Genomic DNA, 21,023 nt, shown 5'->3' on the forward strand with positions numbered 1-21,023 from the left:
ATCTCCTCGGCCAGGTCGAGCACCCGGCGCAGGACGGCCATGCCCTCGACCGCGTCCGCCGGGACCGCCAGGGTCAGAGTGGGGATGTCCTGGTCGGTCTGCTGCTCCCCCGACGCCGCGGCGACGCAGGCGCTGATCAGGTTGTTCGCGTCATGGGCGGTGAGCAGGTCCGCGGTCGGCAGGCCGAGGGCGGCACCCTCGAGGTCGGCCAGCACGAGTTCACGCAGCAGTGCGTGCCGGTGCTGGCGCGCGGCCGAGTACAGCGCGTACGGCAGATCGACCAGGATGACGGTGCCGGGCGGCCCGGGAGCCGGCACCCGCGGCCAGGAGGAGGTGCCCGGCGGCGCCGCGTCCGGCCGCAGCTCGAACCACACGGCCTTGTGGTCCTCGGCCACCTCGACACCGTGCCGGGCGGCCAGCCGCTCGACGAGGCCCAGTCCCCAGCCGGTGGCGGCGTACAGATGCCCCTGCCGGGAGACCACCGGGCGAACCGGCCGGCGGTCGCCGACCCGGACCCGGACGGCCCCGTCGGCGGCCCGCACCCGTACGTCGACCTCGGTGCGCGCGTGCAGCACGGCGTTGGTCACCAGCTCGCCGGTCAGCAGCTCGGCGGCGTCGATCACCTCCGGCTCGGCCCCTTCGAGGACGGCTCGGACGAACCGTCTGGCCGCCCGCGCACTCCGTGGCCGCGGAGGAAACCGCCGCACCGCTTCCCGCGGATCAAGGCTCATGCGCCCAGTGTGCCGCCGCGCGTGCGCCCCGGCGGCCCCACGGGCCGGGCGCGCGCCGATCGGCCCACCGTGCGCACGGCCGACCGAGTGGCGTCACGCCGTCTTCGGGGGCGGCGGGGGTAGGGGTCCACGTTCCGCCCCTTGGGCGGATCGGCGCCGCAGAAGCACACCCGCCGAGGGCCGAACCCGCGAGGCCCGGCCCTCCTCGATCGAGCACCCGGCCCCGTACCCGCGCCCGGCGGTCGCCTACGGCCTGGGTAGCGGGAGCGCCGTTCTCGCCGCGGCCTCGGAATGTCGCATCGGCAGAGGGTTCGCGGAGAGGGCGGGCACCGCCATCGCACCGATCACGTGATCGAGTTCACGCAGTATGCTCGTCGCCGCGTCACGTACGCGCGCGGGTACATCGCCACGCTCCGCGACAAGCTGGTGGTAGATCGGAGCGTCCTGGAACATGTGGCCCCTTCCGGTAGTGGTCATGACTCGTACGGGCGCCGAGTCTAGAGGCTGTCCCGTCGGGGGCTGACGTCGGATCAGATGATCTTGCTTTGTCCGGTGTGAGACGATTTCGTGACCGCCCGCCGCTCCGGCGGCCGCTCGCCAGGGCCTCTCGTCCGGATCATGCCGGGCTCGCTGATCCGGCCCGCTCCGAACGAAAGACCCTAGATGTCGATCGGGTTCGCTTCCACGACGCAGCCCGAGCCGATCACCGCGAGCGTCTTGCCTCCTGGCACGGCGCCGCCATTGCCGATGATGTCGCCGAGGGCGCTGACCGAGTCGGTGCAGTACACCTGGGTCGGGGCCCTTTCGCCGGTGCGGAGCGCGACCGGGCCGGACCCGGGGTAGGTGTGGGTGTCGGAGTACGGGTCGGTCGGGAGGGACCGGTCGCAGCCCAGGCCGACGGCGGTGGGGTCTTCGGCCAGCCCCAGCCTCTTCGCCACGTCGTGGATCGTGGCGACGGGGTAGCCGATGGGCGGGTTGGTGAGGTCGACCGTGCCCAGCCCGCAGGCGAGCGCCGGTGTGTCCCCGGGCGGGGTCGGGGCCGCCTCGGCCGGTGAGACCAAGGCGAGCGCGGTGGCCAGGCCGAGCGAGGCGGCGGCAAGAGTCCTCTTCATGTTCCCGATGGTCGCCGGTGCCCGGGCGCCGGGCGCGGTCTTCGACGCTTGACTGCGAAATCTCCGCATTTCCTCGCTTCGCAGGGCACACCGAACGAGAACGCTCATCTCGACGGCACAGCCGGAGCCTCCTCATTCACTTCACGGTGCCCGCGAGCGACCGCCGTCCGGGTGCCGGTTCCAGCCGCAGTTCCCGGCCCTGCCAGCGTCGCCGCAGCCACCGGTCGTGGCTGGCGACGACGATCGCGCCCGGGCCGGTGGCGAAGGCCTCCTCCAACTCGTCGCACAGCCGCGGGGACAGGTGGTTGGTGGGCTCGTCGAGCAGCAGCAACTGGGGCGGCCGGGCCACCAGAAGGGCCAGCGCGAGCCGCCGGCGCTGCCCGACCGACAGCCGGCCGACGGGTTTGTCCAGGTCCGCGTCGTGCAGCAGGCCGAGCGAGAGCAGCGGCACCTGCTCGGCGCGTGCCGGCCCCAGGGACAGCGCGTAGGTGTCGCGGACCGTGCGCTCGGGTCGCTCGAACACGGTGTCCTGGGTGAGGAAACCCACCGTCAGCCCGCCGCGTCTGCACACCTCGCCCTCGGCCGGCAGGTGTCCGGCGAGCACCGCGAGCAGCGTCGACTTGCCCGCTCCGTTGCCCCCGGTGACCAGCAGCCGCTCGGTGGCCGACACTTCCAGGGCGTCCAGCGAGAGCCGGCCGGGCACCCGGGCGTCCCGCAGGCGGACCAGCGGCCGAGTGCCCTCCTGGGCGGTGGCGGCCGGCTCCCCGGCCGTGAACCGCAGCGGGCGCGGCGGCTCGGCGACCCGGGTGCGCTCCAGTTCCTCCAGTCGCCGGGTGGCGTTGCGCACCCGGCGGGAGATCTGGCTCTGCACCCGGCCCGCCCGATGGCCGTAGCCCATCTTCTCGTTGTCGCGCGGCCCACGGTCCGGTGCGACCCGGTGCGCGGTCACGCCCGCCGCGTACCGCAGTTCCTCCAGTTCCTGCTGTTCCTCGGCGTAGCGCTGCTCCCAGCGGGCCCGCTCGGCGTGCTTCTCGCCCAGGTAGGCGCTGTAGTTGCCGCCGTAGCGGACCGGGCCGTCCACCGCCGGGTCGAGGTCGAGCAGATCGGTGCAGACGGCGTCGAGGAACGCCCGGTCGTGGCTGGCGAGCACCACGCAGCCGGGCAGGGCGCGCAGTTGCTCCTCCAGGAAGGCGGCGGCGCCGTCGTCGAGGTGGTTGGTCGGCTCGTCGAGCAGCAGTGCCGACGGCCGTCCGACGAGCAGCGCCGCCAGCGCGAGCCGGCCGCGCTGTCCGCCGGACAGCGAGCCGAGGGTGCGGTCGTGGCCGAGCGCGCCGAGGCCCAGTCCGTCCAGTACGAGGGCCGCGCGGCGGTCGGCGTCCCAGGACTCGCGGTGCCGGGCCCGCTCCAGGCACCGGCCGTAGGTGTCGAGGAGTTCCCGGTGGCCGGGGTCGCCCTCGGGGACGCGGGCCAGTTCCTCGCCGAGCCGTTCGAGTTCCGCGAGGTCCTCGCGGGCCTCGCGCAGCGCCTCGTCGAGCACGGCGGTGAGGGTCGCGTCGGGGTCGAAGGGCATCTCCTGGTGCAGGAAACCGAGGTCGGCGGGGCGGGTGACGCTTCCGGCGTCGGGGTCGTCGACGCCGGCGAGCACCCTCAGCAGGGTGGACTTGCCGACGCCGTTCTCCCCGATCAGGCCGATGCGCCGGCCGGGTGGGGCGGTGAGGCTGACGCCGTCGAGGACACGGCGGCCGCCGAGGGTGCGGACGACGTCGTGGGCGAGCAGAGCGGTCGGGGGCATGGGGGTCCGTCCAAGGTGATCGGTGGTCGGCCCGCCGGGCGCGGGGCCTCGTGCGCGGGCCACGTCACACACCGGCGGTTCACACCGCGGGGGCTCCCGTCTCCGTCAGTGTTCCGTCGGCCAGCCGCAGCAGGCGGTTCACCCCGATCGCGGCGAGGAACCGCTCGTCGTGGCTGACCACCAGGAAGGCGCCCTGGTAGGAGTCGAGCGCGCTCTCCAGCTGGGCCGCGCTGACCAGGTCGAGGTTGTTGGTCGGCTCGTCGAGCAGGAGCAGGTGGGGAGCCGGTTCGGCGCACAGCACGCAGGCCAGGGTGGCCCGCAGCCGCTCGCCGCCGGAGAGGACCCCGGCGGGCAGGTGTGCCCGGGCGCCCCGGAAGAGGAAGCGGGCGAGCAGGTTCATCCGCTCCGCCTCGGGCCGCTCGGGGGCGAAGGCGGCGAAGTTCTCCGCCACGGTGCGGTCCAGGTCCAGCAGGTCCAGGCGCTGCGAGAGGTAGGCGATCCGGCCGTCGCCGCGCTTGATCGACCCGCTGTCGGGGGCGAGGTCACCGGTGACCAGCCGCAGCAGGGTGGTCTTGCCCGCGCCGTTGGGCCCGGTCAGCGCGATCCGCTCGGGGCCGCGGACGCTCAGGTCGACGCCTCCGTCGGCGAACACCGCCCGGCCCGCGTGGTGCACCTGCATTCCCTCGCCGAGGAAGAGGGTGCGGCCGGCGGGCACCTTGGTGTCGGGCAGTTCCAGGGTGAGGCGCTGCTCGTCGCGCAGGGCGCGTCCGGCCTCGTCGAGGCGGGCCTTGGCCTCGCTGACCCGGGACGCGTGCATCTGGCCGGCCCGGCCCGCGGACTCCTGCGCGCCGCGCTTCATGGTGCCGGCGAAGATGCGGGGCAGTCCGGCGTTCTTGAGGTTGCGGGCGGCGTTGCTCGCCCGGCGCTCGGCGCGTTCGCGGGCCTGCTGCATCTCCCGCTTCTCCCGCTTGAGTTCCTGCTCGGCGTTGCGGACGTTCTTCTCCGCCGCCTCCTGCTCGACGCGCACGGCCTCCTCGTACGCGCTGAAGTTGCCGCCGTACAGGCGCAGTTCGTCGCCGCCGAGTTCGGCGATGCGTTCCATGCGGTCGAGCAGCGCGCGATCGTGGCTGACCAGCAGCAGGCAGCCGGTGAAGTCCTCCAGCACGTCGTAGAGCTTGTGCCGGGCCGTCAGGTCGAGGTTGTTGGTGGGCTCGTCGAGCAGGAGCACGTCGGGGCGCCTGAGCAGCTGGGCGGCGAGGCCGAGCGAGACGACCTGGCCACCGCTGAGCGTGTGCAGGCGGCGGTCCAGGGTGAGGTCGGCGAGGCCCAGGCGGTCGAGCTGGGCGCGGGTGCGTTCCTCGATGTCCCAGTCGTCGCCGATGGTGGTGAAGTGCTCCTCGCCGACGTCCCCGGCCTCGACGGCGTCCAGGGCGCGGATGACCTCGGCGACGCCGAGCACCTCGGCGACGGTGAGATCACCGGTCAGGGGCAGGCTCTGCGGGAGGTGGCCCAGCGTCCCGCCGACCGACAACGAGCCGGCGGTGGGCTCGAGTTCACCGGCGATCAGCTTGAGCAGGGTGCTCTTGCCGGAGCCGTTGGGCGCGACCAGGCCGGTGCGTCCGGTGGTCACGGTGAAGGACAGGTCGTGGAAGACCGGGGTGTCGTCCGGCCAGGCGAAGGAGAGATGCGAGCAGACGACGGCGACGTCGGACATGAAGGAGACCTCGAAGGTGCGAGGGCAGGGCTGTGGGAACCTCTGCCCTGGGCAGACGTGGGGAAAATGGGTACGACGAAACGGACCACCTCGGCGGCGCCCCTGAGCACCGGCCGGTGGCCGTCAGATCCGGATCTCACCCGGAGATGTCGTCGTCACCCACCACGTCTGCGACTCCTCACTCACACGGTTCAGGTCGTCCACAGCATAGCAAAGGCGCCGTGCCGCCAGGCGGTGTGCGTCGCCGGCCCTCGTCCGGGCGTCGGCGGCGACGGTCCGCCGCGGCACGCCCCGGCCCGGCCGGAGCCGTGGGTTGCGTAGGGTCGGGGCTGTGGCTGATCGGATACGGGCGATCGTGGCGGGGCTGGCGGACCTGGAGGACGTCACCGGGGTGTGCGCGACGGCCGACGAGCGGGTCGCGCGGGGGGACTGCGCCTTCGCCGCGGACCTTGGCATCGCTTGCGCCACGGCCTACGGCGCCGCGGGGCGGGCGTGGCAGTACAGAAGCGTCTTCGACCATGTGCTGCGGCTGCTGGCCACCACTCGGGGTGCCGAGAACGTCGCCCAGGCGCTGCGACTGGTCTCCTCCTCCCCGCGGGCCGGCGCCCGGAAGCTGGACCGCTACATGGCTTCGCTGCTGGCCTCCGGCCACGAGGCCGAGGACTTGACGGTGGTGTTCACGGGGCGTGCCCAGGAGGAGTTGCGAGCCTGCCTCGTCCACGAACTGGTGCTGCGGGGTGTGAGCGTGGAGGAGACGCCGGGAATCGCGGGCTGGGCGAGGTCGCGGCACTGGAGTCGTCATCCGCTGCGCTGGCTGCCGCCGACCCTGTCCGACCTGGAGCGCGGCGCGGACCTGCCGAGCCACGGCGTCCGTGGCCGCAGCCACTCGATGCCGTACGACTCCTCGGCGGGCCGCGAACCGGCGCTGACCGGCGGCGCGCGTGTCCCCCCGGTGAGGGAGACGACGACGCCGGCCGCCGCCACGGCGCTGGGCAGGGCCGTGGCGAACTGGGCCGAGGAGTCCAACGGGCGTGTCGAAGCACGGGTGTTCGCCATGGCCGAGCCCCTGGAGTCACCGGCGGTGCCGAAGGCCCTGGGGGCGCTGGGGCTCGCGTGTCTGCGCGGGGCGGGGAGGAAGACCGCCCTGTCGGTCACGGTCCATCCGGTCGCCCACGCGTGGCGCGTGCTCTTCGCCGCGGCGTCGACGGGCGGGGCGTACAACTCCGGTTGGTACGGCGCCTACGGCCGTCTGGCTGCCTGGCAGTCCCTGGCCGCGATGGCGCGCTGCCCGCACGGTGCCACCGCCGGCGAGGTCGAGGAACGCGTGCGGGACTGCGTCTGGCACGGTTTCAGCGCGGGTACCGCGTGGTTCGAGCACGTGGGCTGGGACATCGGTCTGGCCGCTCTGGCACCCGACCGCCGCTCCCTGGCCGTGCTCGCCGCGACCGACACCGACTGAACGCCCCTGCCGGCGGCGGGTTGCGGTAGCTTGCCCGCCATGACCGAACCAAGGCCCCTTGCCTGGCCGCCTGCCCCGATACGCACCGGACGGCTCGTGCTGCGCGAGTCGGAGGACCGGGACCGTGCGGCGATCATCGAGCTGTTCGCCTCGCCCGAGGTGGGAACCTACGTCGGCGGCGCCAGGCCGCGCGACGAACTGGAACGCACAGTGCCCGAGGTGCCCGGGCGGCGCCCCGGCTTTTTCGTGGTGGAGCTCGACGGGGCGACGATCGGAATGGTCACGCTCGACCGGCGCGACGCGGACGGTCCCGGTCACGTTCGCGTTGATGTCGGGAGGACCGAACTCGGTTACATGTTCCTGCCCGAGGCGTGGGGACACGGGTATGCCGCCGAGGCGTGCGCGGCGGCACTCGACTGGTTCGCGGACGCGCTCCCCGGCGAACCGGTGGTGCTCACCGCCCAGACCGCCAACGTCCGCTCCATGCGGGTCGCGGAGAAGCTGGGCTTCACCGAGGTGGAACGGTTCGAGGAGTACGGCGCCGAGCAGTGGTTCGGTGTCCGGTCCGCGCTCACCGCGTCCGGCTGAGATCGTTCGGCCGCCGGGCCGGCCCCCGTGAGGCCGCCCCGGCACGCGGGCGCGGCGCGCGATGCCCCCTCGTCGCATGAGAAGGGGCATCGCGGCCCGCGCCCGACGGTCACGTCGCCGGGGTCTCGGCGGCGTCGGTGACGGTGATGGTGCACAGTCGTTTGGTGGCGCGGGTGAGCGCGACGTACAGGTCGCGCTCGCCGCCGGGGCGGGCGGCGGTGATCCGGTCCGGATCGACCACGATCGCGGCGTCGAACTCCAGCCCCCTGGCCTGGGAGGCCGGAACCAGCCGGGCGTGCTGTTCGACGCCGGCGGCCATGAACTGTTCGACCCGGTCGTCGGCGCAGATCACCCCGGTCAACTCCCCCGGATGGGCGGTGCCTTGGTCCCGCAGTTCACGGTCGAGGGTGGTGAGGAGCGACGTGGAGGCCGTGGTGAGGGTCCGGGGCGGCTCGCCGTGCCGGATCGAGCGGATCGCCGGGCGGCCGGGGGCGATGCGGGCGAGCAGGTCCTCCGTGGTGGCGAGGATCTCCTGGGTGGTGCGGTAGCTGACCGTCAGGGTGCGCAGGTCGAAGCGGCGTCCGAGCTGCGGGCCGAGTGCCTGCTGCCAGTCCCGGGCCACCGTCGCCGGGCCTGCCTGGGCGAAGTCCCCGACCAGGGTCATCGATCTGCCCGGGCAGCGTCGTACGACCATCCGCCACTGCATGGCGGTCAGTTCCTGTGCCTCGTCGACGACGACGTGGCCGAAGGTGCGCTCGGGCGGGCCGTCGACCAGGCTTGCCGCCTCGTCGAGGAGCGGCACGTCGGCGTCCGTCCAGGGCGCGCCGGGGGTTCGCCGCAGCAGGGCCTGCTCGGAGTCGCCGAGCCGGCGCAGGTGGGGGGCCGGGGCATCGGGGTCGGCCAACAGGGTGTGGACCACGTCGCCGGGCGTCAGGCGCGGCCACAGCTCTTCGACGGCCTCGTCGAGGAAGTCGTCGTCCAGCAGGCCGGCGCGCACGGTGTCGGCGTCGAACTCGTCGGCGCCGGAGGCGGGCGCGGCGTCCATACCGAGGCGGCGCAGGTCGGCCGCGGCGACCCGGTCCAGGTCGAGGCCGGTCAGCTGCGCGACCTGGGCGTCGATCCGGTCGAGTTCCTCGGCGCCGCTGCGGGCGAGTTCCCGGACGAGGGCGTCGATCAGCAGTTCCTTGAACAGCCGACGTGCCCGGTTGTGCGCGAGGCCGCTGGTCTGCGCCGACGCACGTGCTTGTACCACCTCCTCCGCCGGCAGCCGGATCCGTTCCCGCCCGATCCGGACGTCGAAGTCGTCGTCGGGGGCCTGGCGGGAGCGGACGACGGCGGCCAGGTCGTCGGCCAGCGCGGCGCTCCCCTTCAGACGCGCGGCCTCGACGGGGGCCGCGGTGTCCGGTGCGATGCCGGCGAGTTCCTCGCACGTCGCGAGGACGACGTCGTTCTCGCCGAGTGAGGGCAGGACCTGGCTGATGTAGTCGAGGAACCGTGTGTTCGGCCCGAGGACGAGCACACCGCGCTCCGATGCCTTGGGGAACGCGTACAGCACATAGGCGGCGCGGTGCAGCGCCACCACGGTCTTGCCGGTGCCCGGGCCGCCCTGCACCACGGTGACGCCGCGGTGCGGCGAGCGGACGATCGCGTCCTGTTCGGCCTGGAGCGTGGCGACCGCGGTTCCCATGCGGCCCGTGCGCTTCTCCTGGAGCGCGGCGGTCAGCGGGCTGTCGCCGATCACGTCCTGTCCGGTGGGGGCGGAGCCGTCGAGGAGTTCGTCGCTCAATCCGGTCACCGTGCGGCCCGCAAGGCGCAGATGGCGGCGCCGTCGCAGCCCCATCGGGTGGACCGGGGTGGCCTCGTAGAAGGGCCGTGCGGCCTCGGCCCGCCAGTCCACCAGCAGGGGCAGGTCGTCCGGGTCCCGGTGCAGGCCGATCCGTCCGATGCGCAGAACCGTCGTGTCGGCGAGGTCGATGCGGCCGAAGACGAGTCCCTCCTCGGCCCCTTCCAGCCGGCGCACCTCTCTCGCCAGCCGGCCGGCGGCCACCTCGCGTTCGTGGGCCTCGGCCGCGCCGTCGGGTGGTGACGCGAGCACGTGCGCCAGCTCCGCCCGTGCCTCCGCCAGGCGTGTGTCGAACAGCTCGCCTATGACGGCCACCTGGGCTTGCTCGACTGTCACCTCGTGTGCGGCACCATCGTTGATCTGCGGCAAGAAAATGCCCTCCGTGTTCAGCCCGCCGTTATCGCGAGGCGCCACTATGCAGATCCGTTCCGGAAAAGTAAACGTTGACCAAGACCCGGGAAGTGTGGCCCAGGCCCGAGGGCCGACTTGCCGAACCGGCAAACGCGCTCGTCTTCCGGCCGGGAGCTCCCCATGATCGGCGTCGAGCCGGCGGACCGCTGGGCGGGCCCGTCATGGCGGAACGCAGGACCGACAAGGCGGGAGAAGGCACATGTCGCAGCACGTCTCGGAGATCACACACCGGTCGGTGACCTCGCCGGGGGGCCGTATCCACCTCGTGGAGCAGGGCAGCGGACCGCTGGTGCTGCTCGTGCACGGTTTCCCGGAGTCCTGGTACTCCTGGCGCCACCAGCTGCCGGCCCTCGCCGCGGCCGGGTACCGGGCCGTCGCCGTCGACGTGCGCGGCTACGGCCGTTCCGCCGCACCGGCCGGGACGGACGCGTACCGGATGCTCGACCTGGTCGAGGACAACGTCGCGGTGGTGCACGCGCTGGGCGAGGAGTCGGCGGTGATCGTCGGCCACGACTGGGGCGCCACCATCGCCGCGAACTCCGCGCTGCTCAGGCCGGAGGTCTTCCGCGCGGTGGGACTGCTGAGCGTTCCCTACACCCCGCGCGGCGGCCCCCGGCCCAGCGACGTCTTCGCCGGGATGGGCGGGGACGAGGAGTTCTACGTCTCCTACTTCCAGCAACCGGGCCGCGCCGAGGCCGAGATCGAACCCGACGTTCGCGGCTGGCTCGCCGGTTTCTACGCCGCTCTGTCCGCCGACACCATGCCCGGACCCGGCGCGCCGGACCCGCACTTCGTCGGCAGGGGCGGGACCCTGCGCGACCGGTTCCCCGCCGGCCGCCGGCCCGCCTGGCTCGGTGAGGACGAGCTCGACTTCTACGCCGGGGAGTTCGAGCGCACGGGCCTGACCGGAGCGCTCAACCGCTACCGCGCCATGGACCGCGACTGGGAGGACCTCGCCCCCTTCGACGGTGCTCCGATCACCCAGCCGTCGGTGTTCGTCGGCGGCGGCCTCGACGCCTCCACGACCTGGCTGGCCGACGCCATCGAGGCGTACCCGGTCACGCTGCCGGGCCTGGTCTCCTCGCACATCCTCGACGGGTGCGGCCACTGGATCCAGCAGGAGCGGCCCGCCGAGGTCAACCGGATCCTGACCGGCTGGCTCTCCGGCCTGCCCGTCTGATCCGGGTACGCCGGCCGGCAGCGGCGTCGCGGGCCATGCGGCCGTCGCCGCCGCCCGGTGCGCCTACCGCGGTTCCGCTGCTGCCGGGCCCGGCCCGGCCGGGCGACAGCACCGCCGGGCCGGCGCGCGCGGCGGGGTGTCCGTGCCGTCAGCCGTTCGCCGCGCCGGCGCTGCGCGGCGCCGCGGCGTCGATGAGCATTCAGGTGCGGCCCCGGCCAGGTGGCCGTGGGTGACCTGGACACACGGCCGGAGGAACTGTGCCCGCCTTTCGTCGGATCGTCGTTCTCACCGCGGTCGGTGTGCTGGCCACAGGAGTGGCCGCGGCCGCCGCGCCCGCGTCCACCCAGGCGGACGGGGCGGGCCCGCGGCCGCCCGCCACGTCACCGCCCCCGCCGGGAACGGCCGGCGGCGAGGCATGGGCCTGGACGCAGCTGACCGGACAGGGCACGCGGATCCGCTACGTCTCCACCGACACCAGCCAGACGTGTCCTGCCGTCCGCTACACCCTGGGCACGAGCAGGGACCCGCATTCCATGACCCGGGTGAGCACCCCGATGGGGTCCCAGTTCCCGACCACGGTGTGCGAGCTGGCCGTGCCTCTCGCGGCCTCGAACGCGGTACTGGAGCAGTCGTCCGTCCAGGCGGCTGTCGTGCACCCGGCCAACCGTCAGCTTCCGCTGCCCGACTGGACGTCGGCCACCCGGCCGCGCCGGGTCGCCGTCATCGGGGACACCGGCTGCGAGGTCCCGGCGACGGGCCCGGTGCAGAACTGCGCGAACCATCAGACCGGTTGGCCCTTCCCCCGGATCGCGGCCAACGCCGCCGCCGTCACCCGGCCGGACCTCGTGGTGCACGTCGGTGACTACCTCTACCGGGAGGACCCGGCGAGGGAGAACGACAAGGCGGCCAACCCGGGCTGCACCACGACCGCCGACCGGGCCGGCTGGGACTGCGTGGTCGCCGACTTCTTCCGGCCGGCCGAGCCCTTGCTGGCCACCGCGCCCGTCGCGCTGACCCGCGGCAACCACGAGGACTGCAACGCGGCGCAGCAAGGCGGTGCGGGCGGCTCCTGGTTCCGCTACCTCGCCGACGTGCTGCGCCCCGACGGGAGGTGCATCACCTACAGTCCCACCGTGCCGATCAGGGCCGGCACCCTGAACCTCGTCTCGGTGGACTCCTCCTTCGCCGATCCCGGCGACACGGGCAGTACCGCGCAGAGCGGAGTCTTCACCAGGCGTTTCGAGGCCGTGAACCAGGCCGCGCGGCAACACCCGGCCAACGACTACTTCGTGTTCACGCACAAGCCGGTGTGGATGGTGAAGGCGGCCGGAACCCTGCCCCAGAACGTGGAATGGGCGACGCCCGTCCTCGACGCGGCCGTCGCCGCGACCGGCCTGCACCGGCTGGCGGACAACGTACGCCTGGTGCTCTCGGGCCACATCCACCTCTACCAGATGCTCGACTTCGGCACCGGACGTCCGCCCCAGCTGACCGTGGGCTCCTCGGGCGGGCCGCTGGACAACGGCCCTGACGACGCCAAGGTCGTGGGGAAGGAGATCGGCACACCGCCGACGGCCGTCCACCAGTCGATCACTCAGGAGCAGACCCCAGGGGGACAGGGCGTCTTCGGATACGCGGTGCTGGCGGACGGCGGCGGCACCTGGAACCTCACCTTCCACGACGCGTCCGGGGCGGTCCGGGGCCAGACGTGCGCCCTGAGCACCAGCGCGGCGGACAAGACGTTCGTGTGCCACTGAGTTCCGCGCAGCCGCGCGGATCCGGGGGCGGCACGATCGCCGGTGCCGCCCGGGGTCAGGGCCGGTCCGCGGGGACGGGCGAAAGGCGGTAGGCGCCCTCGTGGGAGACGACACGGCCGGCCGTGGGCGGGGGGAAGTGGGTGCCCAGGAGGAGCGTGTCGGTGCCGGCGAGCGAGTCGAGCAGGGCGCGGCGGGAACGCTCCGAGCGTTCGGGGTCGATGTCGACGCAGGCGCCGACGGCGGGATGGGCGAACTGAAAGGGGTGGTGGACGCAGTCGCCGGTGATCAGAGCCCTGCGGCCGCCGTCGGACAGTTCGACGGCGAGGTGGCCGGGGGTGTGCCCCGGGGTGGGCAGCAGGCGCAGGCCGGGGGCGATCTCGGTGCCCTCGGCGGGGATGTCGACGAGGTCGAGCAGCCCTGATTCCTCCACCGGGACGACGGAGTCCCGGAACATCTGCCTGCGGGCTTCCTCCATGTCGTATCCGGCCCAGAACGCGCGCTCGGTGCGGGACACGAGGTAGCGGGCGCGGGGGAAGGTGGGGACCCACTCGCCGTTCACCTGGCGGGTGTTCCAGCCGACGTGGTCGGCGTGCAGGTGCGTGAGGATCACCAGGTCCACCTCGTCCGGCGGGAAACCGGCGTCGGTGAGGCGCTGGAGATAGCCGGTGCGCAGGTTGTGCCAGGCGGGGTTGGCCCGCTCCTTGCCGTTGCCGATGCCGGTGTCCACCACGACGCGCAGCCCGCCGAGGGCGAAGGCGAAGCTGTGGCTGTCGAGGCGCAGGACGCCCTCGGCGTCGGCGAAGTCGGGGCGCAGCCAGTCCTGAGCGGTGACGAGGGCGGGCGTGGCGTCCGGCAGCAGCCACTGCCCGGTGGCGGGTGGCAGGACGGTCTCGTCGATGCGGTGGACGCGGATGCCGCCCACGCTCCAGACGGAGACGCCGCCCGAGGCGGAAGCGTTCATGATCTTCCCTTCGCAATAAAAGCTATTTGTTTGCGTTAAGCGCATCGTAGGCCCTACAGTCACCTAACGCAAAGAGTTAGCTTTAGCGGCCGGGCTTCCCTCCGCCCGGCCCCGACGAGAGAAGAGGCCCATGTCCCCTGGCGACCTCGACCCCGCGGAAGCCGCCCGCTGGGCCGCGCGTTCCGGACTTTCGCTGCCGGCCGACCGCCATGCCGCGGTCGCCGCCACCGCCCACCACATCCACTCGGTCGTCGCCGTCCTGCGGGAGCTGGAGTTCGGCGACACCCCGCCCGCCCACGCCTACCGCGCCGAACAGGAGCAGCCCGATGCGGCCGTATGAGATGTCCCTGACCGAGGCCGCCGACGCGATCCGCGCCCGGCGCCTGTCCCCCGTGGAGCTCGTGGACTCCGTCCTGGAGCGGATCGAACGGACGGAACCGCGCCTGCGGGCCTACGCGGCCGTCGACGCCGAGCGCGCCCGCGAGGCCGCACGCGCGGCCGAACGTGACATCGCGGCCGGCCGCCACCGCGGCCCGCTGCACGGCATCCCGATGGGCCTGAAGGACCTGATCGACGTCGCCGGCACGGCCACCTCGGCCGGCTCCCGGGTCCGCGCCGACCACCGCGCGGCCGGCGACAGCGCGGTCGCCGCGCGCCTGGCGGCGGCCGGTGCGGTCCTCCTCGGCAAGACGCACACGCACGAGTTCGCCTACGGCCTCACCACCCCGCAGACCCACAACGCCTGGGACCCGGGCCGGGTCGCCGGCGGGTCGAGCGGCGGATCCGCCGTGGCCGTCGCGGCCGGCTCCGCGACCTTCGCCCTCGGCACCGACACCGGCGGCTCGATCCGGGTGCCCGCCGCACTCAACGGGGTCGTCGGCCTCAAGCCGACCTACGGCCTCGTCTCCCGCCACGGCGTGACATCCCTGTCCTGGTCCCTGGACCACGTCGGCCCGATCACCCGCACCGTCGAGGACGCCGGCCTGGTGCTGACCGCGCTGACCGGGTACGACCCGCGCGACCCCGCCTCGCTCACCGCGCCGGCCACCGACTACCGGCCGGCCGCGGGCACGGACCTGTCCGGTCTGCGGATCGGCGTGCCGAGCACCTACTACTTCGACCGGGTCGACCCGGAGGTGGAGACCGCCGTCCGGCACGCCGTCGACCGGCTCCGAGCCCTCGGCGCACGCCTCGTCGACGTCGAGATCCCCATGGCCCGGTACGTCCAGGCCACGCACTGGGGCCTGATGGTGCCCGAGGCCACGGCCTACCACGAACGCACCCTGCGCACGGTGCCCGATCTCTACCAGGCCGACGTCCGCGTCCTCCTGGAGGCCGGGGAGCTGATGAGCGCCGGGGACTACCTGCGCGCCCAGCGCTCGCGCACCCTGATGCGGGACGCGTGGCACCGCCTCCTGCGGGAGGTCGACCTGATCGCCGCTCCGGCCGTCCCGGCCACCGCCGTGAAGGCCGGGCAGGAGACGATCACCTGGGCCGACGGCAGTGCCGAGAGTGTGTCCGACGCCTACGTGCGCCTCTCGTCCCCCGCCAACATCACCGGGGTACCCTCCCTCTGCCTGCCGGTCGGCCACGACACGGCGGGACTGCCGATCGGCATGCAGTTGCTGGGGCGCCCCCTCGGCGAGAGCGTGCTCCTGCGCGTCGGCCACGCCTATGAACGGACCCGGCCCGCCCGGGAACTCGCGCGCGCGGCCTGAGCCGGCCGGAAAAGGACCTTCGTCAGACGCAATGAATTTGCTTTAAGATGAAGGCCATGAGCAGGCAGATGGTGCGTCCGGGCGGCCGCAGCGCCCGGGTCCAGGCATCAGTGCACGCCGCCGTACGCGAACTCGTCGCGGAGAACGGCCGGGAGGCGCTCACCGTCCCGCAGGTCGCCCAACGCGCGGGCGTGACCCCGTCGACGATCTACCGACGCTGGGGGGACCTCCAGGAACTGCTGTCGGACGTGGCGGTCGAACGGCTGCGGCCCGAGACGGCACCGGGCGACCACGGATCGCTGCTGAGCGATCTGACGAGCTGGGCCGAGCAGTTCCTGGACGAGATGTCCTCCCCCACCGGCCGCGCCTACATCCGCGACGCCCTGCTCGGCGACCCGGACGGCGGCAACGCCGGCCAGTGCTCCGCCTATGCCGCCGAGCAGATCGACGCCGTCCTCGCCAGGGCCGCCGGACGCGGCGAGCGGACCCCGGGCACCGAAGCGGTCATCGACCATGTCGTGGCGCCCCTGATGTACCGCATCCTCTTCCGCCCGGACGGGCTCGACAGCGCGTACGCGCGCCGGCTGGTGACAGCCGTCCTCGCCCCGGCCGCACACTGAGCGGACAAGACGGTGCGGCCCCGCGCGCAGCCGCCGCCCGGACCGCCCGCCGCCCGTCTCCTCCCCCGCGGCCGCCCGATCCGCGCACCCACGGAAATTGCCTCGCGGTGTCCCCGTCACAGGCCGAGACTCGTCCCATGACTGGCATGGGGGCGTTCCGGGACGCGGTCACGGCCTGGGCGGCGGGTGGACCGGGCGACCCGGCGCGGGAACTGGCCGCACGGTCGGCCGTCCGGGTTGCCGTGCTGCTGGAAGGACCGAGCGACGTCGCGGCGGTCGACGCGCTGGCGGCGGGCCGCGGCCGGGACCTGGCGGCCGAGGGCGTCTGCGTCCTGCCGATCGGCGGTGCGATGAGCGTCGGGCGCTACACCCGGCTCCTCGGACCAGCGGGCTTGGGCCTGCGCCTCACGGGCCTGTGCGACGAGGCGGAACACCCCTACTACGCACGCGGCTTCCGGCAGGCCGGTGCCGGCCGGCAGGACTTCTTCGTCTGCGCGGCGGACCTGGAGGACGAACTCATCCGCGCCCTGGGCGTGGCACGGGTGGCGGAACTCGTCCGGGCGGAAGGCGACCTGCGCGCCCTGAGGACCTTCCTGCGCCAGCCCGCCCAGCGCGACCGTTCCCCGCAGCAGCAGTACAGACGCTTCCTCGGCACCAAGAAGGGGCGGAAGATCCACTACGGTCGCGTCCTCGTCGAGGACCTCGCCCCCGACCGGACCCCCGCCCCACTCGCCGGCCTGCTCAGCAGACTGGCGGAGATTCAGGCGGGATGACAGCGGCGGGACCGTGTGGACGGGTCCGGTGGGCGGCACCGCCGTCGACGGCTCGGGCGGCCGAAGCGATCGCCCGGACGACGGCCGGGACGCCCGGGGCCGGTCGGCCGGGAAGGCGGGCCACCAGGATGCGGCGGACCTCGGGGGGCGCTCCGTCCACGCGGAGCAGGCTCACCCCGTCGGGCAGGACCCCCGACATGCCGGACGGCACGGTCGTCACGCCGAACCCCGCGGCGACCAGCCGCAGTTTGGTCAGCCAGTCGCTCGTCGCGTGGACGACACGGGGCCGTCCCGGCAGGCCGGGCCAGACCCCGAGGAGGGGTTCGGCGTCCGACGACGGGGTGGCGATCCAGGGGGCGTCGACGAGCTCGTCGACGTGCACGGCGGTGCGGCCGGAGAACGGACCGGACACCGAGGCCGCCACGCGCAGTTCGGTCTCCTCGACCGTTTCGATGTGCAGCCTGGGGGATTCGCCGTCAGACGGCCGGTGCGGCGGGCGGGACGTCAGTACGGCGATGTCGATCGAGCCCGCGCGCAGGCCCCGCATCAGGGCGGGCGTGGTGCCCTCGCGGGTCGTCAGCGTGATGTGCGGGCCGACCGTCGCGAGCCGCGTGAGCAGTTCGGGGAGGAGCGCGGCCCCGGCACTGGGGAACACGCCCAGCCGTACCGGCTCCGTCCGCGATGCGGAGCCGGCGAGTTCGAGCTCGGCCGCCTCGACGGAGTCCAGGATGGTGCGGGCGTGCCGCAGCAGGGTGAGGCCCGCGGGGGTGAGCCGCACACCGTCGGAGCGGCGCTCGAACAGCACGGTGCCCGCGCTCCGTTCGAGCGCCGCCGCCTGACGCGAGATCGCCGACTGGGTGTAGCCGAGCCGGGAGGCCGCCGCGGTGAAGCTGCCCGACTCGGCGACCTGACGCAGCACCCGTAGGGCCGTACTGGAGAAGTCCATGCGTCTTACGCATACCAGATATGCGTGATCATCGCTTGGCGCATGCCCCGCGCGCTCCTAGCCTCAAGGCAGACGATCAAGGAGGTCAGAGGATGCGAGCAGCAGTCCTGACGCAGTTCGGAGCCCCGCTAAGCGTGCGGGACACACCCGAGCCCGAGGCACGCGACGGCGAGGTGGTGGTCGAGGTCCTGGCGGCCTTCGTCCCGCCGTACTCGGAGGATGTCTTCAGCGGTCGGCGCAACTATCCGCTCGTACCGCCTCAGGTACCCGGTGTGGGAGGGGTGGGGAGGGTCGTGCGCGTCGGACCGGACGCGACGCGGCTGCGGGCCGGCGACCTCGTGTGGTGCGACTCCACCGTGCGGGCCCGCGACGACGCGCTGACGCCCGACATCATGCTCCAGGGCTGGAGTTCCCGCGGTGAGGGCGGCGCCCGGCTCGCCCGGCACCTGCACGACGGGTCGTTCGCGGAACTCATGCGCGTGCCCACCGAGAACGTCCATCCGCTGCCGGCGCGGGCCGGGGACGACCCGGCCCGCTGGTCCCTGCTGGGTGTGTACACCATCCCCTACGGAGGACTGCTGGCGGGCGGGCTCGAAGCCGGCGAGACGCTTCTCGTCAGCGGGGCGACCGGCAATCTCGGCAGCGCGGCGGTCGCCCTGGCGCTGGCCATGGGGGCCGGCCGGGTGGTCACGCCGGGCCGCAACCGTGCCGTCCTCCGTCTCCTTGCCGACCGGTTCGGCCCGCGTGTCCGGCCCGTCGAGCTGACCGGGGACGAAGCCGCCGACCGGGCCGCGATGTCCGCGGCCGCCGACGGCCCCATCGACATGGTGTTCGACGCGCTCCCGCCCGGCGCGCCCAGCTCGGTGACACGCACGGCGGCCATGACCGTCCGCGAACAGGGCCGCGTCGTCCTCATGGGCGGCGTCGGCATGCTCGGCGGCGACGATCTCGCCCTCCCCTATCCCTGGATCATGCGCAATTCGGTCACCGTACGCGGGCAGTGGATGTACCCGCGCTCGGCGAACGTCGGCATGATCCGGCTCATCGCGGCAGGCGCGCTCGACCTTGGATCCGAGCAGATCCGCACCTTCGGCCTGGACGACGTCAACGAGGCCGTGCGGTACTCGGCCGCACACGGCGGACCGTTCGACCGGACCGTCCTGATACCACGCGCCGGCTGACGGCCGGACGCCGTGTGCCGCAGGGCACCGGGTCCCGGCGCCCTGCGGCGGCATCGGCAACGGCGCCTCCACTGCCGCGCCGTTCGCCGCCGATGCCGACGGTGGCGGTGACGGGCAGGGGCCGCACCACCGGTTCCGCTGCGTCCGGCCCCGGCGACCAGACCCGCCTATGCGGAAGCGCCGCTCACACCAGCGCCTCGTGGTTCGCCCAGGCGACCTTGTACGGGTGCCGGGACTGCCAGCGGTCGATGACCTCGTGCAGGCCCGGCGCGCTGAACGCCTTCGTGAGGGCGTCGATGTCGGCGACGGTCACGTGCACGAGCGCGGTCGCGATCAGGGCCGGAATGGCCTCCTCGCCGGGGACGGGAAGGTGACGCCGGGTCGCGACCGACTGCACGTAACCGGAGTCGAGCATGACCTGTTTGATATCCGCGAGGTATTGATCGAGCTCGGCGTCGGGCAGCGGCTGGTCGAACGAGACAATCATCGTGTGGTTGATCATGCGGCCATTCTTGACTCGGCACGACTCCTGCGTCCAAGATCGGTTCGCCATTCGGCGATAACCTGGAGGCATGATCCAACTGGAGACCCGCGAGCTCGAGTACTTCATCGCGCTCGCCGACGAGCTGCACTTCGGCCGGGCCGCCGTCCGGCTCTCGATCGCCCAGCCGGCACTGTCGAAGGCCATCCGGCGGATCGAGACCCGGCTCGGTGTCCCGCTCTTCGACCGCTCCAGTCGGCACGTCGAACTCACCCCGGCCGGGCAGGCGTTGCAGGAACACGGCCGGCACGCGCTCAACGCGGTCAGCGCCGCGGTCCGGCACGCTCAGCGTGCCGGCGACACCCAGGCGCACTTGCGGCTCGTCCTCAAACCCGGCGGCGACGCCGGGCTGCTCTCCGGGCTCCTGGCCGCTTACGCCCACCAGCCCGACGCCCGCCAGGTGGACATCCTGTTCAGCGGCCCGGCCGATCGCGCCGACTTCCTGCGCGACGGGCGGGCCGACGTCGGCCTGCTCTACGCGCCGTTCGACGACCTCGGCGGCCTGGCCCACGAGACGCTGCTCACCGAGGACCGCGTGGCCGTCGTCCCGGCCGGACACCGCCTGGCCGGGCGCGCCTCGGTGCGCATGTCCGACCTGGCGGGCGAGACGCTGCCACGCTGGAAGGGCGTACCCGGGGGCGACGGCACCGGCCCCGAGGTCGCCGACGTGGTCCAGCTGCTCCAGATGATCACGGTGGGCCGGATGATCGGCGTACTCCCCCGCTCGCTGGTCGAACCGCTCGCGACCGGCCTGGTGTGCGTCCCGGTGGCCGACGCGCCGCCCAGCCGCCTGGTGCTCGCCTGGGTCGAGCAGGACCGCCGGCCACTGGTCGCCTCGTTCGTGACCGCCGCGCTCGCATCGCGCCGGGACGGGACACGTGCAGACCTCGATGCATGACCTCTCCGAGGCCGGCAGGCACCGGCAGGGGCGGTCGCGCGGCAGGATCCGTACCCCCAACGCCCCGGCGAATACCGGGAGATGAGCGACGTCTCCCCCTGCTATGGTGCGCCGATGTCATCGATCAAGAAGTTCCAGGTCACCTTCGACTGCGCGGAACCCGAGCGCGTCGCCCGCTTCTGGTGCGAGGTGCTGGGGTACGTCGTGCCGCCGCCGCCCAAAGGGTTCGCCAGCTGGGACGACTTCGACCGCTCGCTGCCGCCTGAGCGGCAGGGTTCGGCGTTCGCCTGCGGTGACCCCTCGGGCGTGGGCCCCCGGCTGTTCTTCCAGCGGGTACCCGAAGGCAAGGTCGTCAAGAACCGGGTGCACCTTGACGTACGGGTCGGCACCGGGCTCGTCGGTGAGGAGCGTCTCGCCACGCTGGAGGCCGAGTGCGCGCGGCTGATCGCACTCGGCGCCGTACACGTGCGGACGCTGCCCGCCGACGGCGAAAACGAGTCGTGCATCGTGATGCAGGACGTCGAGGGCAACGAGTTCTGTCTCGACTGAGCATCCCGGAGAGGGAACCCCTCGCCTCTCCCCCACCGCCGCGTCCCGTACCTCCGTGTCGGTTGACACGCCAACACACGTCCACACTGTGTCCCGATGGGGCGGTTCGGCCGGCTGCCGGCCGATCAAAGGTGCGGAACAGCATGGCGGTTGCCCCGTCGGTCAGGTGTGTCCGGAAATGCTCGAGCTGGTTTTCGTCGTGCCGGTCGTCGAGGCGCATGTCGGCCCGATGCCGGTCGAGGGCTTCAG

General features: G+C 73.2%; 19 protein-coding genes. 11 read left to right on the top strand and 8 right to left on the bottom strand.

The window, feature by feature from the left end; translation table 11 throughout:
* From FRZ03_RS09075 to abc-f, 4 genes are all read right to left on the bottom strand, one after another.
* Positions 1-731, bottom strand: a 731-nt coding sequence (locus FRZ03_RS09075) for an ATP-binding protein (RefSeq protein WP_146464657.1), incomplete at its 3' end; no start/stop codon positions are given.
* 659 nt (positions 732-1,390) lie between these two features.
* Positions 1,391-1,843 carry a hypothetical protein gene (locus tag FRZ03_RS09085; RefSeq protein ID WP_146464659.1) on the bottom strand — a complete coding sequence of 151 codons (453 nt, stop codon included), beginning with the start codon at positions 1,841-1,843 and terminating at the stop codon, positions 1,391-1,393.
* 136 nt (positions 1,844-1,979) lie between these two features.
* Positions 1,980-3,635 carry an ABC-F family ATP-binding cassette domain-containing protein gene (locus FRZ03_RS09090; protein WP_146464660.1) on the bottom strand — a complete coding sequence of 552 codons (1,656 nt, stop codon included), beginning with the start codon at positions 3,633-3,635 and terminating at the stop codon, positions 1,980-1,982.
* Positions 3,636-3,714: 79 nt separating this feature from the next.
* Positions 3,715-5,349 (bottom strand): ribosomal protection-like ABC-F family protein, encoded by a 1,635-nt coding sequence (gene abc-f / locus FRZ03_RS09100; RefSeq protein WP_146464662.1) that lies wholly within the window; start codon positions 5,347-5,349, stop codon positions 3,715-3,717.
* Positions 5,350-5,680: 331 nt separating this feature from the next.
* Here abc-f and FRZ03_RS09110 point away from each other — a divergent pair, with 331 nt between their 5' ends.
* Both FRZ03_RS09110 and FRZ03_RS09115 read left to right on the top strand, forming a co-directional pair.
* Entirely contained in the window at positions 5,681-6,808 is a 1,128-nt protein-coding gene (locus tag FRZ03_RS09110; RefSeq protein WP_146464664.1) for a DUF6183 family protein, read from the top strand.
* A 39-nt stretch (positions 6,809-6,847) separates the two neighbouring features.
* Entirely contained in the window at positions 6,848-7,396 is a 549-nt protein-coding gene (locus FRZ03_RS09115) for a GNAT family N-acetyltransferase (RefSeq protein WP_146464665.1), read from the top strand.
* 109 nt (positions 7,397-7,505) lie between these two features.
* On the opposite strand, the gene FRZ03_RS09120 is transcribed toward FRZ03_RS09115, so the two are convergent.
* Complete coding sequence (locus FRZ03_RS09120) at positions 7,506-9,608, bottom strand: HelD family protein (RefSeq protein WP_261398767.1); 2,103 nt, start codon at positions 9,606-9,608, stop codon at positions 7,506-7,508.
* Between the two features lie 241 nt (positions 9,609-9,849).
* Between FRZ03_RS09120 and FRZ03_RS09125 the strand changes: the two genes are divergently transcribed.
* Together FRZ03_RS09125 and FRZ03_RS09130 are read left to right on the top strand one after the other, a co-directional pair.
* Positions 9,850-10,830, top strand: coding sequence for an alpha/beta fold hydrolase (locus tag FRZ03_RS09125; RefSeq protein WP_146464666.1), 981 nt, complete (start codon positions 9,850-9,852; stop codon positions 10,828-10,830).
* A 257-nt stretch (positions 10,831-11,087) separates the two neighbouring features.
* Positions 11,088-12,587 (top strand): metallophosphoesterase family protein, encoded by a 1,500-nt coding sequence (locus FRZ03_RS09130; RefSeq protein WP_261398770.1) that lies wholly within the window; start codon positions 11,088-11,090, stop codon positions 12,585-12,587.
* Positions 12,588-12,642: 55 nt separating this feature from the next.
* Here FRZ03_RS09130 and FRZ03_RS09135 read toward each other — a convergent pair whose 3' ends face one another.
* Positions 12,643-13,548 (bottom strand): MBL fold metallo-hydrolase, encoded by a 906-nt coding sequence (locus tag FRZ03_RS09135; protein ID WP_146464667.1) that lies wholly within the window; start codon positions 13,546-13,548, stop codon positions 12,643-12,645.
* 130 nt (positions 13,549-13,678) lie between these two features.
* Here FRZ03_RS09135 and FRZ03_RS09140 point away from each other — a divergent pair, with 130 nt between their 5' ends.
* The 4 genes from FRZ03_RS09140 (at position 13,679) to FRZ03_RS09155 (ending at position 16,659) form a co-directional block, all read left to right on the top strand.
* Positions 13,679-13,888 carry a hypothetical protein gene (locus FRZ03_RS09140; protein ID WP_146464668.1) on the top strand — a complete coding sequence of 70 codons (210 nt, stop codon included), beginning with the start codon at positions 13,679-13,681 and terminating at the stop codon, positions 13,886-13,888.
* Positions 13,875-15,266, top strand: a complete 1,392-nt coding sequence (locus FRZ03_RS09145) for an amidase (protein WP_146464669.1) — start codon at positions 13,875-13,877, stop codon at positions 15,264-15,266. The genes FRZ03_RS09140 and FRZ03_RS09145 overlap by 14 nt, the downstream gene beginning before the upstream one ends.
* 56 nt (positions 15,267-15,322) lie before the next feature.
* Positions 15,323-15,886, top strand: a complete 564-nt coding sequence (locus tag FRZ03_RS09150) for a TetR/AcrR family transcriptional regulator (RefSeq protein ID WP_146464670.1) — start codon at positions 15,323-15,325, stop codon at positions 15,884-15,886.
* A 137-nt stretch (positions 15,887-16,023) separates the two neighbouring features.
* The gene (locus FRZ03_RS09155; RefSeq protein WP_146464671.1) at positions 16,024-16,659 is read left to right on the top strand and encodes a TOPRIM nucleotidyl transferase/hydrolase domain-containing protein; all 636 of its coding nucleotides are present in this window, start codon (positions 16,024-16,026) and stop codon (positions 16,657-16,659) included.
* On the opposite strand, the gene FRZ03_RS09160 is transcribed toward FRZ03_RS09155, so the two are convergent.
* On the bottom strand, positions 16,628-17,605 hold the full coding sequence (locus tag FRZ03_RS09160; protein ID WP_146464672.1) for a LysR family transcriptional regulator: 978 nt from the start codon (positions 17,603-17,605) through the stop codon (positions 16,628-16,630). The genes FRZ03_RS09155 and FRZ03_RS09160 overlap by 32 nt on opposite strands.
* Positions 17,606-17,697: 92 nt before the next feature.
* Between FRZ03_RS09160 and FRZ03_RS09165 the strand changes: the two genes are divergently transcribed.
* Positions 17,698-18,786: a quinone oxidoreductase family protein gene (locus FRZ03_RS09165; RefSeq protein WP_186785313.1), complete on the top strand. Its 1,089-nt coding sequence runs from the start codon at positions 17,698-17,700 to the stop codon at positions 18,784-18,786.
* A gap of 184 nt (positions 18,787-18,970) precedes the next feature.
* On the opposite strand, the gene FRZ03_RS09170 is transcribed toward FRZ03_RS09165, so the two are convergent.
* A complete protein-coding gene (locus FRZ03_RS09170; RefSeq protein WP_146464673.1) occupies positions 18,971-19,288 on the bottom strand; it encodes a hypothetical protein in 318 nt (105 codons plus the stop codon).
* Between the two features lie 70 nt (positions 19,289-19,358).
* Here FRZ03_RS09170 and FRZ03_RS09175 point away from each other — a divergent pair, with 70 nt between their 5' ends.
* Complete coding sequence (locus tag FRZ03_RS09175; protein WP_146464674.1) at positions 19,359-20,225, top strand: LysR family transcriptional regulator; 867 nt, start codon at positions 19,359-19,361, stop codon at positions 20,223-20,225.
* A 114-nt stretch (positions 20,226-20,339) separates the two neighbouring features.
* Complete coding sequence (locus FRZ03_RS09180; protein WP_146464675.1) at positions 20,340-20,774, top strand: VOC family protein; 435 nt, start codon at positions 20,340-20,342, stop codon at positions 20,772-20,774.
* Positions 20,775-21,023 lie beyond the last annotated feature (249 nt).

The sequence above is a fragment of the Streptomyces misionensis genome (assembly GCF_007896895.1).
In the GTDB taxonomy this organism is placed as follows: Bacteria; Actinomycetota; Actinomycetes; order Streptomycetales; family Streptomycetaceae; genus Streptomyces; species Streptomyces misionensis_A.